Below are 14,911 nucleotides of genomic sequence, written 5' to 3'. Positions count from 1 at the left end.
GCCAAGCAAAACCATTACTTCTTCTTTTCCACAAAATCCACGCATTTGCCGAGCATTAAGTCTGCTGCCTGGCCGAGCGCTTCAGACAGGGTCGGATGCGGGTGCACTGTAGAGCTGATTTCCTCAAGCCCTGCGCCCAGCCTCAATGCCAGGGATGATTCTCCTATCAGGTTGGAGGCTTCGGGCCCGACAATGTGAAATCCCAGTATCTTGCTCGTTTTCGCATCAGCCACAATCTTGACAAATCCGGCTGTGTCATTCATGGTAAATGCCCTGCCTAGTGCACTGAACGGGAATTTTGAAACCTTGACTTCTATTCCCTGCGTCTTGGCATCTGTTTCAGATAGGCCAACCATTGCAATTTCAGGATCTGAGAATATGACAGCAGGGATGGTAACGGTTTCTTTTTCCTTTCTGGCGCCAGCCACAATCTCCGCGCACATTTTTCCTTCCATAAATGCCTTGTGCGCCAGCATTGGATTGCCTATCAGGTCCCCGATTGCATAAATGCTGCTTTCCGTTGTCTGGAACCTTTCATTTACCTTGATAAACCCTTTTTGGTCAAGCTCAACTTTGACCGATTCCAGGCCAATGCCATGAGTGAGGGGCTTCCTCCCTATTGCAATGAAGACTTTGTCAGCCTCCACTTCAGATTCATTATTGCTGGCCAAATCCTTGAGCCTCAGCTTGACATTTGGCCCGGTTTTGTCCATGCCCTGCACAGCCGTGTTGGGAATGACAGTTATCCCAAGCATTGACTTCCTGTGCTTGACCACATCAACAATATCCCTGTCAGTCTGCATCAGCAGGTCAGGGTACCTCTCAACAATTGTCACCTTGCTTCCTGCCTTGGCAAAAAAAGTTCCAATCTCTATCCCGATGTAGCCTCCGCCAATAACAACAACATTTTTTGGGGCCTCCTGCAGTTCCAGGGCATGGTTGGATGATATTATTTTTTCACCGTCAAAGTCTATTCCCGGAAAGGCAATCGGCGTTGAGCCAGTTGCCAGGATTGCCTGCTGGAAATCAATTTCAATTTCCTCATTAGTCATCTTGGCCATTGCTGAATTAGCAGAAAGCAGTGAGCCTGTTCCCTGGATGACCTCAATGTTATGCACTTTGCAAAGGTATTCCACGCCATTTCTCAGTTTTGCCACAACGCTGTTTTTCCATGCCTGGACTTTTGAGAGGTCAAGGTTTACAGACCCGACACCTATTCCCATTTTGCCGGCATCTTTTATTTTGTGGTAGAAATCTGCTGCATGTATCAATGCCTTTGAAGGTATGCAGCCAATGTTCAGGCATGTGCCTCCAAGCCATTGCTTTTCAATCAGGATAACTTTTTTTCCGAGCTGTGCAAGCCTGATCGCTGCAACATAGCCGCCTGGCCCGCCGCCGATAACAAGAACATCGCAACTTTTTTTGGCTGTCATTTTAATCACTGCAATTCCAACAGTCTATTTGAGGCACAGAACATCATGAGCCCTCCACCAGTATCAGGTCAGGGTCTTCCAGATGCCTTATTATGTCGTTCATGAATCTTGCGGCTTCAGCCCCGTCAACCACCCTGTGGTCGAAAGTCAGGGACAGGGGAAGCACTTTCCTTATTTCCACTTTCCCGTCAATTGCCAGGGGCTTGTCCATCATTTTCCCAAGGCCGAGAATAGCTGCCTCAGGATGGTTCAGGATTGGCGTAAAATGTGTTCCTCCAATAGCGCCCACATTTGTTATGGTAAAGCTGCTGCCTTTCATGTCACTTAATCCCAATTTCCTGTCTTTTGCCAAAGTTGCCAGCTGGACAATCTCAGAAGCAAGCTCCAATATGGGCTTTGTATCTGCCTTCTTTAGTACAGCAACCAGAAGCCCGTCCGGCGTGTCAACAGCTATTCCAATGTTGTAATATTTTTTGATTATGATTTCCTCTTTTTCTTCGTTGAGCTCTGAATTCAAAAGAGGGTGCATCTTCAGGGCTGAAATTGCAGCCTTGATTATAAACGGCAGGTATGTAAGCTTCACTCCCTTTTCCTGTGCGTTCTTTTTTTCCTTTTCACGGATTTCATGCAAGACTGTTATATCGGCCTCGTCCATGTGCGTCACTTGTGGAGCTGTAAAAGATGATTCAACCATCTTATGGGCAATAGCCTTCCTTATGCTGCTCATCGGGGTTGGCTCGATAAAGCCATAGAAGTCGTACTTCCTCAACTCATCAGGCAGTGCCTTTTCTGTTGAAAATGCTTTAGGCTGGCTGGGTTCGCCGGCAGCTGCCCTGATATCCTCTGATGTAATCCTGCCGCCTGGCCCTGTTCCCTGGATTTCCTCGATATGGACATTGAGGTCCTTGGCAAGTTTCTTGACAGCCAGCGTTGCAATGACTGCCTTCCTTGCCTGGGCTGCTTTTTCAGGCCCTGCTGGCCTTGGTGAAACATCTTTTGCCTCTTCGAGAAAGCCAACTACTGACCCTGCTTTTTCAGCAGCTGTTTGCTCATGCTGTGGCTCGCGCGCCTCTTGTTTAGGAGGCTGCTCCTGTCTTGCAGGCGCGGCCTGCCTGGACTCTGCAGTGGCTGGAGCAGCCGGCCCTGTTCCGTCATCAAAGGTCACCAGAACATTGCCCACCAGGATTGTCTCTCCTTCCTTGGCATGGAGCTTGGAAACTTTGCCTGGCTTAGGCGCCGGAATTTCCACAATGGCCTTGTCAGTCTCGACTTCTGCCAAGGGCTGGTCCTGCTTTACAGATTCGCCCTCTTTTACTTTCCAGGCTACAAGCTTGCCTTCAGTAATGCCCTCTCCCACATCCGGAAACTTGAATTCATATGCCATTAAAAGATACACCCTGTGCTCCCGAGAAATGTGGCACAATTTTCCAGCTCTGTGCTGGCAAACGGATATTCATGTCATATGTGTCATATAGGTCATATATGCCATATACATGTGGCTTAAAAGTTCATGACTTTTTCTATGCCCGCCACAACCCGGTTTATGTCAGGAAAATAATGGGTCTCCATCTGCAAAAATGGGACTGGGATATCAAAAGAGGCAACCCTCTCCACAGGCGCCTCCAGATTAAGCATGGCCTTTTCATTTATTAATGCTGTGATTTCAGCGCCCATTCCAAGTGTTTTCGGGGCCTCATGCACAACAACGCACCTTCCTGTTTTCTTGACTGAATTGATGATAGTATCCTCATCAAGTGGGGACAGGGTGCGCAGGTCAATTACCTCAATGCTGTATTTTGATTTAAGCAGCTCGAAAGCCTGCAGGACTGTTTTCATCATGGCCCCATAGCTGATGACTGTGATGTCTGAGCCTTCGTGTGCAACATTTGCCTTGCCGAGCGGGATTGTATAATCCTCTTCCGGCACTTCTTCCTTGATTGCCCTGTAAACCCTTGAAGGTTCAAAGAAAATAACAGGGTCTGGGTCGCGGATGGCTGACGTCAAAAGGCCTTTGGCTTCATATGGCGATGAGGGGATAACAACCTTCAGGCCAGGAGTGTGCACAAAAATGCTTTCCATGCTTTCTGAATGATGCTCCAATGCCCTTATCCCGGCGCTGTAAGGGGTCCTGATGACCATTGGGCAGGTAAACCTCCCCCTGGTCCTGTTTCTGATTCTTGAGATATGGTCAATAATGTGGTCCATGCCTGAATAAACAAATCCTCCAAACTGGATTTCAGCAACAGGCTTCAGGCCGGCAACGGCCATGCCAAATGCAATGCTGATTATGCCCAGCTCGGCCAGAGGAGTGTCAACAACCCTTTTTTCACCGAATTCCTTTTGCAGGCCATCTGTCACGCGGAAAACGCCGCCATTCCTGCCAATGTCTTCGCCAATGAGAATAACGCTGTTGTCTCGTGCCAGCTCCTTTTTCAGGGTCAGGTTAATCGCCTGTACCATGTTCATTGTTTGGGTTGCCATTGTTTACTATTTTCTCCAGTTTTTGGCCTGTTTTGCATTAAGTGCCAAGTCACTTCTTTTGTGATTCCTTTTGTGTCTCCTTCTGTGACTCCATTTGCTTTAAGTATGCAAGCTGTTCCTTGAGTTGAGGAGGCATTTCAGCAAACACATAACTGAAAAGGTCGTCCACTGTTTGAGGGGTCACGCTTTCCATCTGTTTCACTGCGTCTTCAACCTTTTTTGATGCATTGGCTTCAACAGTATTTTGATATTCCTGGTTCCAGATTCCCTTGGATTCCATGTATTTCTTAAGCCTGTCAATCGGGTCTTTTTTTGTCCATTCCTCCACTTCCTCTTTTGAGCGGTAGCGTGACGCGTCATCAGATGTAGTATGGTCGGAAATCCTGTAGGTCACGCATTCGATAAATGTTGGGCCATTCCCTGCCCGTGCCCTTTCCAGGGCTTCTGCAGTTGCTGATAAGACCGCAAAGATGTCATTGCCGTCAACCTGGATTGATGGGACATTGTACGCAATGCCTTTTTGCGCAATTGTGGCTGACATGGTCTGCTTGTTTCGTGAAAGAGAAATGGCAAACTGGTTGTTCTGGCATATGAAAATCACAGGAAGCTGGAACACTGCCGCAAAGTTCATGGCCTCGTGGAAATCGCCCTTGGAAGTTGAGCCGTCCCCGAAATAGACCATGCTGGCCTGCTTTGTGCCCTTATACTTGAAAGCCCATGCTGCCCCTACTGCATGTGGTATCTGGCTGGCAATGGGAATGGCCACAGTAAAGTCATTTTCGCCTTCAGGAATATGCTGCCCTCTTTCATCTCCTGCCCAGTATTGCAGGAGCGTGGCTAATGGCATGCCGCGCACAATCATGGCCCCGCTTTCCCTGTAGCTCGGGAACATCCAGTCTTCCTTATGCAGCAGGGATGCTGTCCCGACCTGGGATGCTTCCTGCCCGTGGACCATTGCATAAGTCCCAAGCTTTCCCTGCCGCTGCAATGCCAGGCATTTCTTGTCAAAAGCCCTGATAGTGTGCATTTGCTCATAGAATTTTTTCAGGTCAGCGTCAGGTATGTTTGGCATTAGCTCTGTGTCTACATTGCCATTTTCATCCATTATCTGCAGATACTCGATGTCAAATGTATGTGTCACCTTTTTTGGCATTTTAACACCTGTCAAAAATTATGAACATTTATTATTTAAGCTTTCTGCTTTTGCAAAATATTCTTGATGAATAGCTCCCCGGCGCGGTAGCTGCTGCGCACAAAGGGTCCTGATGCGACAAAGGCAAAGCCAATTTCTTCGCCTTTCTGCCTGAAAAGCTCAAATTGCTCTGGCTTTACATATTCTGCCACGGGAATGTGCCAGCTGCTTGGCCTAAGGTATTGTCCAAATGTCACAATGGAAACCCCTATTGCCTTCAGGTCGTGCATGGCATCAATGACCTCATCTTCCTGCTCGCCCAGGCCAAGCATTATGGATGATTTTGTATGGATCGACAGGTCCGCTTTTTTGACATAGTCCAGGACATGCAGGCTTTGCTCATAATTCGCCCTTGGATCCCTGACTTTTCGCTGAAGCGACTTGACTGTCTCGATGTTGTGCGCTATTACGTCTGGCTTTGCGTCCACAATCATCTGTATCAATTCATCCTTGCCCCTGAAATCAGGGATTAGGACTTCAACGAGAACTCCTGGCGCATGCTCGCGCAACTGCCTGATGCACTCGGCAAAGTGGGATGCGCCCTGGTCCTTGATGTCGTCGCGGTCAACAGATGTTACAACAACATAATCAAGGTTCATTTTTGAAATTGCCAGCGCAAGGTTCCTTGGTTCGTTTATGTTCAGTGGAGGCGCAGGAAACGCTGTTTTGACAGCGCAAAACTTGCATGCCCTTGTGCAGGTATCGCCCATTACCATGAATGTTGCAGTCCCGCCGCTCCAGCATTCAGACATATTGGGGCAATGCGCTTCCTGGCATACAGTTGCAACCCCGCTTTGCGCGACAATATCCTTGATGTGCCCAAAAGTACCGGAGCTGGGTGGCCGTATTTTGAGCCATGGAGGCTTTTGCTGGATAGGTTCAATGCTTATTAGGTTTGGATCCATGCATAGTATACCATCTTACCATATATATAAAATATTTTATGTAGAACAGATTTCAATGGATTTCATGCATTAATTAAATGCTGTATCTAACTACAATATCCATAGTATCCAATTAGATTATCTTCTTTTTGCTCTCCTTGTCCGTGATGTGTATGACATTCACCGGGCATGCGTCCGCTGCTTCCTTGTTCGCCTGGAAATCTTTCTCATCAATTTCCTTTTCCTGCCAGGCATCCTCCCGAACAGGGGCATCAATTATGTCTGACTTGCCGTCATCATTCATTTCCCAGAAATCCGGGGCCACTGCTGCGCATGCCGCACAGCCAATGCAGTTTGGCCTGTCATGCTCCAATTTGAATTTTCCCATGCTAGATAGGTAGAATAAGGGCTTTTTAACCTTTTTCTAAAATGGCCAAGTGTATATCATCTGGACTTATTCACCCCTGTTCTCGGGCAATCCTGCAGAATAGGGCATTTGCTGCATAGGGGTGTGGGTGCTTTGCAAACAGCCCTGCCGTGCTCAATCAGTAAATATGCTGTATCCAGCCACCTGCTTCTGGGGATTATTCTCATGAGGTCCTGCTCAATTTTGACAGGATTGGCATTTTTTGTAACCCCCATCCTTTTGGACAGCCTGGCCACATGGGTGTCAACAGCAATCCCATCAATAATCCCGAATGCATTGCCAAGCACAACATTGGCTGTCTTTCTTGCCACGCCAGGGAGCTGGAGGATTTGTTCCATGGTATCAGGTACTTTTCCATTGAAATCCGAGATTATCATCTTGCATGCATTCCTGATGTTCTTTGCCTTGTTCCTGTAAAATCCAGTTGACCTTACGGCTTGTTCTAATTCCCTTATGTCTGCATTTGCAAATGCTTCAGCATCAGGAAATTCCCTGAATAACGAGGGAGTCACCATATTCACCCTTTTGTCAGTGCATTGTGCGGAAAGAATCACTGCCACAAGAAGCTGCAGAGGGCTGGAATAATTCAGCGCAATTTTCGCCCTAGGATAATTGCTTTCGAGCTTTCGAATAATTTTCGTGAATCTTTCTGCATTTTTCAGGTGGCCTGCGATTTTCTTGGAATTTGCGGATTTCATTTTTTTGTGGAAAAATTTACTCCCGGAAACCATCCGCCTGCAACCTCGATGTTTGCCCCGGTTATGTAAGATGAAGAGTCCGAAAGGATAAAAAGCAGGGCATTGATGATGTCATCATAGCCTGCATATTTTCCCATTGGCATCTCTTTTTTGGGCGGCAAAGAGACACTAGTTGGAAGCATGCCAGGGGATATCATGTTGATTGTTATCCCATACTTTGCATAGGATGTTGCAAGTGATTTTGAAAGGATCAGCAGGCCCGTCTTGGCAGCATAATATGGCGCGGTCATTTCACGCACCATTATTCTCTCGCAACCAACTGTCCCAAAGTTCACTATCCTGCCATATTTGTTCTTTTTCATTAGGGGAAAGGCCAGTTGCATGCATAGATAGGCTGTAAGGATGTTGTTGTGGAGCACATGATCCACTTCCTTCTCATCTGTCTCATCGATTTTTTTCCAGATAAAGTCACCGGCTGTATTGACTAAGATGTCGAGCCTGCCATAATTATTCCTTATCGCCTCAAACAATTCTTCAGCCTCTTCGCGTATCATTAGGTCAGCTCGCATCACGATTGATTTCGGGGATATTCGTTTTATTGACTGGAATAGTTTATTGGCCGAGTCGCTGCTAGTGTTGTAATGCAGAATCACCGAGGCACCCATGCCTGCCAGCTTCGCGGCTATTGCCGCCCCAATGCCCTTTCCGCTGCCAGTGACCAATGCAACCTTTCCTTTCAAGGCTGTTCCTTTCCCCGTGCCTTTCCCTGTAAAATCAATGTCCATGTTTATTTTCTTGCTCGTGCTCATATTTAATCCCCCGGCTAAGCATTATTATGCGAACTGCTTATTTTGTCAAGTATGGCTGAGATTTGGCGCGCGCCCTCCACCAGCCTCGGGCCTGGCCTGTTCAGGAAGGAGTCATCAATTGCAAATATCCTGTTATTCTTGAAGGCGGGTATCTTATTCCACAAAGGGCGCATGGCGACTTTTTTCAGGTCCATCCTCCTTCCAAACCCGCACCATGAGATAATTGCCAGATGCGGATTGAACTTTGCAATTTGGTCGACTTCAACCTCATAGCTTTTTTTCCCCTTGGCACAATATGATACAGCGCCTGAAATCTCAAGGAGTTCAGGCACCCAATTTCCCGAAACTGTGGGTGGCTTGTGCCATTCCTCGCAGTAGACCCTCAATTTTTGGCGTTTTCTGGATTTTTCTGCAATCGAATTCAGCCGCCGTTTCATTTCATCTACAAGCCCCGCTGCCCGTTCGCTTTTGCCAACTGCATCCCCGATGGTCAATATGCTTTCATAAACCTCATCCAGGGATCTCGGATCGACATGAATGACTTTTAATTTAGCCTTGTGCAGCCTTTCCACAATTTCAGATTGCAGGTAGTTGCTTGTGAAGACAAGGTCGGGCCTGGCCTTTTCCACTATTTCCGTCCTGATGTCAAGCCAACCTCCCACTTTCTTCTTGAACTTCGCATCATCCGGGTAATCGCAGAATCTTGTTACTGCCTCTATGTACTTCCCCATGCCTAATGCGAACAGGATTTCAGTATTCGACGGCGCCAATGACACAATTTTCATAATGACCACCAATGGAATGCATTGTGCAGACTTAATAGGCGGACATGGGCCAGGGTTTGATTCCATCCCTGAATGTGCTATGCTTCAAGGCCCAGGCTTTTGATAACAATTGTCTTATCAAATGGCTTGAGGTCATCATAGGCTTGGCCCATGCCAATGTATATTATGGGCTTGCCGGTAACAAAAGAAACCGAAAGGGCTGCCCCTCCCTTCTCATCAACATCTGCCTTGGTCAGGATAATTGCGTCGATCCCGACAGCCTGGTCAAATGTTTTGGATTGCTCTACCACATCATTGCCTGTCAGGGAATCACCCACGAAAATCTTTAGGTCAGGCTTGACAACGCGGATAATCTTCTTCATTTCATCCACAAGGTTTGTGTTGGAATGCTGCCTTCCGGCCGTGTCAATCAGTACGACATCCTTGCCTTTGGATTTTGCATGTTCAACAGCATCAAACGCAACAGCAGCAGGGTCTGCGCCATAGTCATGCTTGATCAGCTTGACATCCAGTTTTTTTGCATGCTCCTCAAGCTGATGGATGGCTGCTGCCCTGAAAGTGTCAGCAGCAGCAATAACAACTGATACATTATTTTTCTGCAGGACATGGCATAGTTTGGCTATTGAAGTCGTCTTGCCGGAGCCATTGACTCCGAAAAAACACACGATGTAAGGCTTTTTTGCCTTTATCCTGGAAAGCAAATCGATGTTCTCAACATTGAATAATTCGTCAACTGACTTTTCAAGGGATGAAACGATTATATCCCCTGCCTTGCCGAACTTAATTTTTGTGTTGACGAGGTTTTTTCGCAGGTCGTCCTTGATTTTCTCGATAACCTCAACTGCCACATTTGCTTCGAGCATGCCAACCTCCAGCTCCCAGAACAATTCCTCGAATTTTTCATCTGAAAGCGGCTTTGTGGTCACAGCCTCGGCAATTTTCTCAAAGAATCCTTTTTTTTCAGTAGCAGGCTCTGGCTCAGATTCTGGTTCAGGTTCTGGTTCAGGCTCGATTTCTTTGACAGCTTTATCAGTTATGGCCTCTGGTTCGGGCTCTTCCTTGGCCTCTTCCTTTTCTTCTTCCTTGGTTTCTATTTCTTTCCTTTCTTCCAGCTCAGCCTCTTCTGGCTTTTTTGCCTCCGGTTTTTCTTCATGCTTTTTTGGTGCTGGCTCGGCAACCTTTTCTTCCTTTTCTGCGATTTTTTCTTCTTTTTCCGGTTCCTTCCTGCCAGTAAAAGTTTCTTTTATGCGGGAGAAAAATGATTTTTTTTCAGCCGGCCCCTCTTCAGGCCGGGCCGGTTTAATCTCCTGTTTTGTCTCTCTTTTTATCTCCTGATTTATTCCCGGCTCGATTTCCTGCTTGGCAGGCTTTGCCCTATACTCAACCGGTTTTGGTTCAGGTTTTTTAGAAGGAATCTGTTTTGGCTTTGGCTCGGCAATTTTTTTCTTTTCAGCGGGCTTTTTTGCCTCAGCCTGTTTTTTTGCATCTGCGGGCTTTTTTTCAGCTGGCTTTTTTTCTTGCTTCGGCTCAGGTTTTATTTCTTCCCTGGGCTCGCCTTCTATGGTTTTCTTAAATTTGGAGATGGCGTTCTTCAGCTTGTCTTTTAAGAAATTGAACATTTTGCCTATTCTTCCCCTGATACCAGGGATTGAAGCTCCATTTCAAGGGCTTGCATGCGATCTGTGACCTTCTGCATCTCACCGATGAATTGCTGGCGGATGCTTTCAACCTCCCTGCTCTGCTTATCCAGGAGCCCCAGGGTTTCCTTGATTGTCTTGTCAACAACAACATTGCTGCCCACATTGACCAATATTTTCTTGCTGTCAGTGATAGTCCCTTTTACAAACATCCCGGGGGTGACAGGCATGAGGACTTCAGAGCCGTCCTTGACTTTCTGCAGGTCAGTTATGGCATCCTGCATGGATTTAAGCTCAAGTATTTGCGAATCAATGTTCTGCAGGCTTGCCTGCAATTGCTTGATTTTCTGCTCCTGAGTCTGAAATTCCAGGTATTTTTCCTGAAGCATTTGTTTGTTTTTTTCCATGGCTCTGATCAACTCTTAAGGCATGCCGGGCCCATGTCCTGCCAGTCAGTAATCCTTTGTATTAAGTGTTAGCTGCTTTTCAGATATGTGGCTCACAGACCCCTCAGTGTGGATATTCTTGATTGCTTCCCCGATAAGTGAAGCCACTGAAAGCACTGTAAGATTCTCAAATCGCGATTCCTCTGGAATTGGGATTGTGTTGGTGACAACAACCTCCTTCACAGGGGCGGCCTTAAGCCTGTCTATCGATGGAGGAGACAGCAAGGCATGGGTGGCTGTCAGGAATACGTCTTTTGCGCCAGCTTTTTTTATTGCCTTGGCGGCCTCACAAATTGTTCCCGCAGTGTCAATCATGTCATCGATAATAATTGCATTCCTGCCCTTTATCTCGCCAATCACATTTGTAATTTCAGCGGTGTTATGCGTAGGCCTCCTTTTGTCAAGTATGACCAGCGGGACCTGAAGCTCCTGTGCCAGCCTGCTTGCCCTTTTCACTCCGCCTGCATCCGGGCTGACAACGACCAGGTCTGTGAGTTTCAGCCTCCTGAAATGAGTCACAATGAGAGGCAATGCATAAAGATGGTCCACTGGAATGTCAAAGAAGCCCTGTACCTGCCCGCTGTGCAAATCAAGTGTGAGAACACGCTGGACGCCAGCTGCAACCAACAGGTTTGCCACAAGCTTTGCAGTGATAGGCTCCCTGGGATAGGCTTTTCTGTCCTGCCTGGCATAGCCATAGTAGGGGATTACTGCGGTAATTCTTCCGGCAGATGCCCTGCGAAATGCATCAATCATGATTGCCAGTTCAACCAGGTTATGGTTGACAGACTTGCAGGTTGGCTGGACAACAAAAATATCGCAGCCCCTGACGCTTTCGTCGATTTTGACATAAATTTCCCCGTCGGCAAAGGGCTTGACCGTTAGCTTGCCCATTGGCTCGCCAAGGTATGTGGCAATCTCAGAAGCCAACTCAGGATGGGCATTTCCCGAAAAAATTTTCAGTTCATGGATTTTTAACACCCCGCTGCCCGGCAGATGAAGCTGCCTTTTTTGCTCAAATTATTTTGCTAAACAAATGCCTTGCCGATGCTGCTGCATTGACTCTGGCTGCATGATTATCAGCTTCAGTGCCCGTATAGGTGAAACATTAGAAAAATGGGTCATTTATATAGCTTTATATATCCTGACCTCTGGATTCTGGCTCAGGATTTGTACCGGGCTCATCAATTTTGCCCATTTTCAGCGGGCTTTCTGGTTCACCAGTGGATTCAATTTTTGTTGGCTCTGTCTCCTGTGGCTCTTTGGTCGTATCATACCCTGCCTGTTTTTTTGATGGACCTTTTTTTCTTGTTGGCTTTTTATTGCCATTGCTTTCCGCTGGCTGCGCATTTTTGCCTTTCCTTTTCCCGGTTTTTTCTTCTTCCTCTTCTTCCAGCTCAATATCTGTCGGCCTGGCCATAGGCAAAGTGATCCATATTTCCCCGAAATGCTCCTTTTGCTCGAGGTCAATTTTCCGCTGGCTGGTAAGATGAAGCAATGGTATGAAGGTCATAACCCTGTCAAGCCTTTCATCAGATGGCACCAATTGGTTGAAATTCAGCCTGTCCTTGCCCTTTTTCTTGAAATAATTGTCAATCCTGTCAAATAGTTTTGTTATGATTACGCTGATGTCTACGTGATATTCAGGAAGGTGCACTTTTATTTCCGGAATTTCCCGCATGACCCTCCTGTGCTTCACTTCCAGGGCTTTTTGCAGGGCATTTACAAGGTCATAGACAGAAACCTTACGTTTCCTGGGCTGCGGAGTCCTGGGAATGAGCTTGAACTCCTCGCCCTCAGGCAGCTGCTGCTTTTGCTTTTGCTCCTCTTCCAAATCGCCATAGAACTGCTCCTCTGACATTTCCTCAGTGGCAATCAGAAGCTTGTCAAATTCGCTGAGGTCGTCCCTGACCAGCCTTACTGCCTTGATTTTCAGCAGGACAGCTGCAGCAAGGATAACCTTTCCGGAAATCCTGAAGTCCATCTCCTTGAGCTGCCTGACCATTTCCAGGAATTTTTCTGATATAACTGACAGGTCAATATCCCAGGGGTCCATCTGCTCTGTCTTGACAAGCTCATAGATCATGGTCTGCCACGTAACATCATCCTTGTCAAAGATAATTTCAAGTATTTTGTCCTGCATTTGCCTTGCCTGCTATAAGGCTGTGTCAGTTTGCTGCCTTATAAATTATCACTCTATCAGCCTGTAAAAGGTGTCATACTGCGCTTCCTCAATCAGGAGGGAAGTTGTGTAGGATTTGATGAGATTTGGAAACTTTGCCAGCAATTCCCTGAGCACGATGTCAAATTCCGGGATGGATTTTGCAGCAACGGTGATTATGTAGTGAAAATCGCCGGTCACCCTCGCGATATAGATTACATTCCTGTTATGGTGCAGGTAATTCCTGAATTTTTTTTCAGTTTCCTCATTGAAATTCTGGAGCTGCATGGTCACCCATGAATAGATAGGGTATCCCATCTTCAGGGTGTCGCAGACAGGGACAAACCCCTTGATGACTTTTTGGCCCACCAGTTTTCTAATCCTGTAATTCACGCTGTCCCGCGGGATTCCTGTTTTTTTGGATATGTCCTTTATCATGGCACGGCCGTTTTCCTCCAAAGCCCTTATGATTGCCCTGTCCTTTTTATCAAGCTTAAATTCCGCCATATTATACATATTAAACGTATAGATTATATAAATATTGCGTATTATAAGTAAAAATATTGAATAAAGTTCTTAAAGCCGTAAAATGAAACCCCACCAGAGGGCAAAATGAAGGTCAGGCTGGAAAATGACACTCGACGAAGCTGTGAGCAGGACAGAGAACTATGCAGAAGAAGGGTTGGCGCAGAAAATTGTTTCGGCAGGGAGAAGCGCCTTGTTTACTTTAGGCTCCAGCGTGTTGACTTATGCCACAATTGGCTTTACAGGGATCGGATACGGAAGCATGATAGCCATGGCAAGGTGGATAAGAAATGCGAGAAAAGGCGCATCAACAAAATTCCGTGAATTCCTGTCATACTATAACATTGGAAACCTGCTTGGCTTCCTTGATTATGGCGCGCTGTCGTACATTAACAGCCTGCCAGGCAGCACATTTCTGCAAAAAGTTTGGAAAGGGGTGCTGTTCAACCCAGTCTATACCTGGCTGTACAACACCATCTATCTTGGGATTAGGCATCTCAAAGACAGGCACAATACCATCTCAAATGCAGTTAGGAATATCATTCATGATAGGAGGGAAGTTTTTTCAGGAATGTTTCCCCACATTAGGAAAAATTGGTGGAGGTTTAACATGGACTCATTTTTGTATTCAGGCATCCCCAATTGGATAGCCGTGAATGCCTCGGACAATATCGCTGTCCAGAATACTTTAGGAGGAATAGCTGATGTGGGTTATGCTGCTGTTGCAAGCAAATATTAATAAAAGGTCGGAGTTTCATGGGTGCATGGGCCCGTGGTCTAGTCCGGTATGACGTCTCCTTTACAAGCACGGCGAAGCGGGGTTCCCGGCATCGCAAGGCTGAGAACGGAGAAGGTCACCAGTTCAAATCTGGTCGGGCCCATTTACATTTTTTTGAGTCGTACAGTGATAATTTGACTTAGATGAAACAGATGGAAAAAATCCAGGAAGATAACTCAGGGTTTCAACTGAAGTTTTTCATATTGATTTCACTTGCAATTGTTTTTGCCATACTAGGCTCGCTGGCTATTTCTCATATTATCAGTAGGATTTTCAGTTTACCAGAGGGCATTATGTTGTACCTGGTGTTTATTGTATTAGTGACTATTTTTACGCCGGTTTTGTTGGGCGCGTTATGCTTTAAATTTATTTTCAGGAGACGGGTGCATAGGTTAGCTGATTATTACAAAGAAGGTATTTTTATTTTAAAATGTGCATGCATTCGTGATGGCTATGAAATGATAGTTGGGCGCGTAAATTCAAAATATGCGGAAAAGGAGACAGATAAGAATGCCTGAAAATTTCAGCAAGCCATTATTTGAGTTTGTTTTATATTGGGCTCTGTAGAAAGTCTTAAATAAAAACAGCCCCTCATCAGGGCGTTAGCCCTGAGTTGGGGCAGGGCAGAGGTGCGACTCTGCCATGGAAAAGGAAA

General features: G+C 46.4%; 16 protein-coding genes and 1 tRNA gene. 3 read left to right on the top strand and 14 right to left on the bottom strand.

Annotated elements, in window-relative coordinates; genetic code table 11:
- Positions 1 to 14 precede the first annotated feature (14 nt).
- From lpdA to J4227_03840, 14 genes are all read right to left on the bottom strand, one after another.
- Positions 15 to 1,433 (bottom strand): dihydrolipoyl dehydrogenase, encoded by a 1,419-nt coding sequence (gene lpdA, locus J4227_03905; protein MBS3109646.1) that lies wholly within the window; start codon positions 1,431 to 1,433, stop codon positions 15 to 17.
- Positions 1,434 to 1,476: 43 nt separating this feature from the next.
- The gene (locus J4227_03900) at positions 1,477 to 2,817 is read right to left on the bottom strand and encodes a 2-oxo acid dehydrogenase subunit E2 (protein ID MBS3109645.1); all 1,341 of its coding nucleotides are present in this window, start codon (positions 2,815 to 2,817) and stop codon (positions 1,477 to 1,479) included.
- Positions 2,818 to 2,933: 116 nt separating this feature from the next.
- Positions 2,934 to 3,914: an alpha-ketoacid dehydrogenase subunit beta gene (locus tag J4227_03895; protein MBS3109644.1), complete on the bottom strand. Its 981-nt coding sequence runs from the start codon at positions 3,912 to 3,914 to the stop codon at positions 2,934 to 2,936.
- 49 nt (positions 3,915 to 3,963) lie between these two features.
- Complete coding sequence (gene pdhA / locus J4227_03890; protein MBS3109643.1) at positions 3,964 to 5,067, bottom strand: pyruvate dehydrogenase (acetyl-transferring) E1 component subunit alpha; 1,104 nt, start codon at positions 5,065 to 5,067, stop codon at positions 3,964 to 3,966.
- A 35-nt stretch (positions 5,068 to 5,102) separates the two neighbouring features.
- Positions 5,103 to 6,011 (bottom strand): lipoyl synthase, encoded by a 909-nt coding sequence (lipA, locus tag J4227_03885; protein ID MBS3109642.1) that lies wholly within the window; start codon positions 6,009 to 6,011, stop codon positions 5,103 to 5,105.
- A 112-nt stretch (positions 6,012 to 6,123) separates the two neighbouring features.
- Complete coding sequence (locus J4227_03880; GenBank protein MBS3109641.1) at positions 6,124 to 6,378, bottom strand: ferredoxin; 255 nt, start codon at positions 6,376 to 6,378, stop codon at positions 6,124 to 6,126.
- Positions 6,379 to 6,434: 56 nt separating this feature from the next.
- Positions 6,435 to 7,115, bottom strand: a complete 681-nt coding sequence (nth, locus tag J4227_03875) for an endonuclease III (protein MBS3109640.1) — start codon at positions 7,113 to 7,115, stop codon at positions 6,435 to 6,437.
- On the bottom strand, positions 7,112 to 7,924 hold the full coding sequence (locus tag J4227_03870) for an SDR family oxidoreductase (GenBank protein MBS3109639.1): 813 nt from the start codon (positions 7,922 to 7,924) through the stop codon (positions 7,112 to 7,114). Before J4227_03870 ends, nth begins: the two co-directional genes overlap by 4 nt.
- A gap of 14 nt (positions 7,925 to 7,938) precedes the next feature.
- Entirely contained in the window at positions 7,939 to 8,709 is a 771-nt protein-coding gene (locus J4227_03865) for a cobalamin-binding protein (GenBank protein MBS3109638.1), read from the bottom strand.
- 77 nt (positions 8,710 to 8,786) lie between these two features.
- Complete coding sequence (gene ftsY, locus J4227_03860; GenBank protein MBS3109637.1) at positions 8,787 to 10,328, bottom strand: signal recognition particle-docking protein FtsY; 1,542 nt, start codon at positions 10,326 to 10,328, stop codon at positions 8,787 to 8,789.
- Positions 10,329 to 10,333: 5 nt separating this feature from the next.
- A complete protein-coding gene (gene pfdA / locus J4227_03855; protein ID MBS3109636.1) occupies positions 10,334 to 10,753 on the bottom strand; it encodes a prefoldin subunit alpha in 420 nt (139 codons plus the stop codon).
- Positions 10,754 to 10,798: 45 nt separating this feature from the next.
- Positions 10,799 to 11,773 (bottom strand): ribose-phosphate pyrophosphokinase, encoded by a 975-nt coding sequence (locus J4227_03850; protein MBS3109635.1) that lies wholly within the window; start codon positions 11,771 to 11,773, stop codon positions 10,799 to 10,801.
- 154 nt (positions 11,774 to 11,927) lie between these two features.
- The gene (locus tag J4227_03845; GenBank protein MBS3109634.1) at positions 11,928 to 12,935 is read right to left on the bottom strand and encodes a segregation/condensation protein A; all 1,008 of its coding nucleotides are present in this window, start codon (positions 12,933 to 12,935) and stop codon (positions 11,928 to 11,930) included.
- A gap of 48 nt (positions 12,936 to 12,983) precedes the next feature.
- On the bottom strand, positions 12,984 to 13,460 hold the full coding sequence (locus tag J4227_03840) for an Lrp/AsnC family transcriptional regulator (protein MBS3109633.1): 477 nt from the start codon (positions 13,458 to 13,460) through the stop codon (positions 12,984 to 12,986).
- A 124-nt stretch (positions 13,461 to 13,584) separates the two neighbouring features.
- On the opposite strand from J4227_03840, the gene J4227_03835 reads away from it, so the two are divergent.
- The 3 genes from J4227_03835 (at position 13,585) to J4227_03825 (ending at position 14,774) form a co-directional block, all read left to right on the top strand.
- Positions 13,585 to 14,217, top strand: coding sequence for a hypothetical protein (locus J4227_03835; GenBank protein ID MBS3109632.1), 633 nt, complete (start codon positions 13,585 to 13,587; stop codon positions 14,215 to 14,217).
- Positions 14,218 to 14,244: 27 nt separating this feature from the next.
- A tRNA-Val gene (locus J4227_03830) sits at positions 14,245 to 14,359 on the top strand.
- 40 nt (positions 14,360 to 14,399) lie between these two features.
- Positions 14,400 to 14,774 carry a hypothetical protein gene (locus tag J4227_03825; protein ID MBS3109631.1) on the top strand — a complete coding sequence of 125 codons (375 nt, stop codon included), beginning with the start codon at positions 14,400 to 14,402 and terminating at the stop codon, positions 14,772 to 14,774.
- Positions 14,775 to 14,911 lie beyond the last annotated feature (137 nt).

This window comes from Candidatus Woesearchaeota archaeon (genome assembly GCA_018303405.1).
Taxonomy (GTDB): domain Archaea; phylum Nanobdellota; class Nanobdellia; order Woesearchaeales; family JABMPP01; genus JAGVYD01.
Note: the sequence above shows the minus strand (reverse complement) of the source record. Positions and strands in the feature narration are given on the sequence as shown.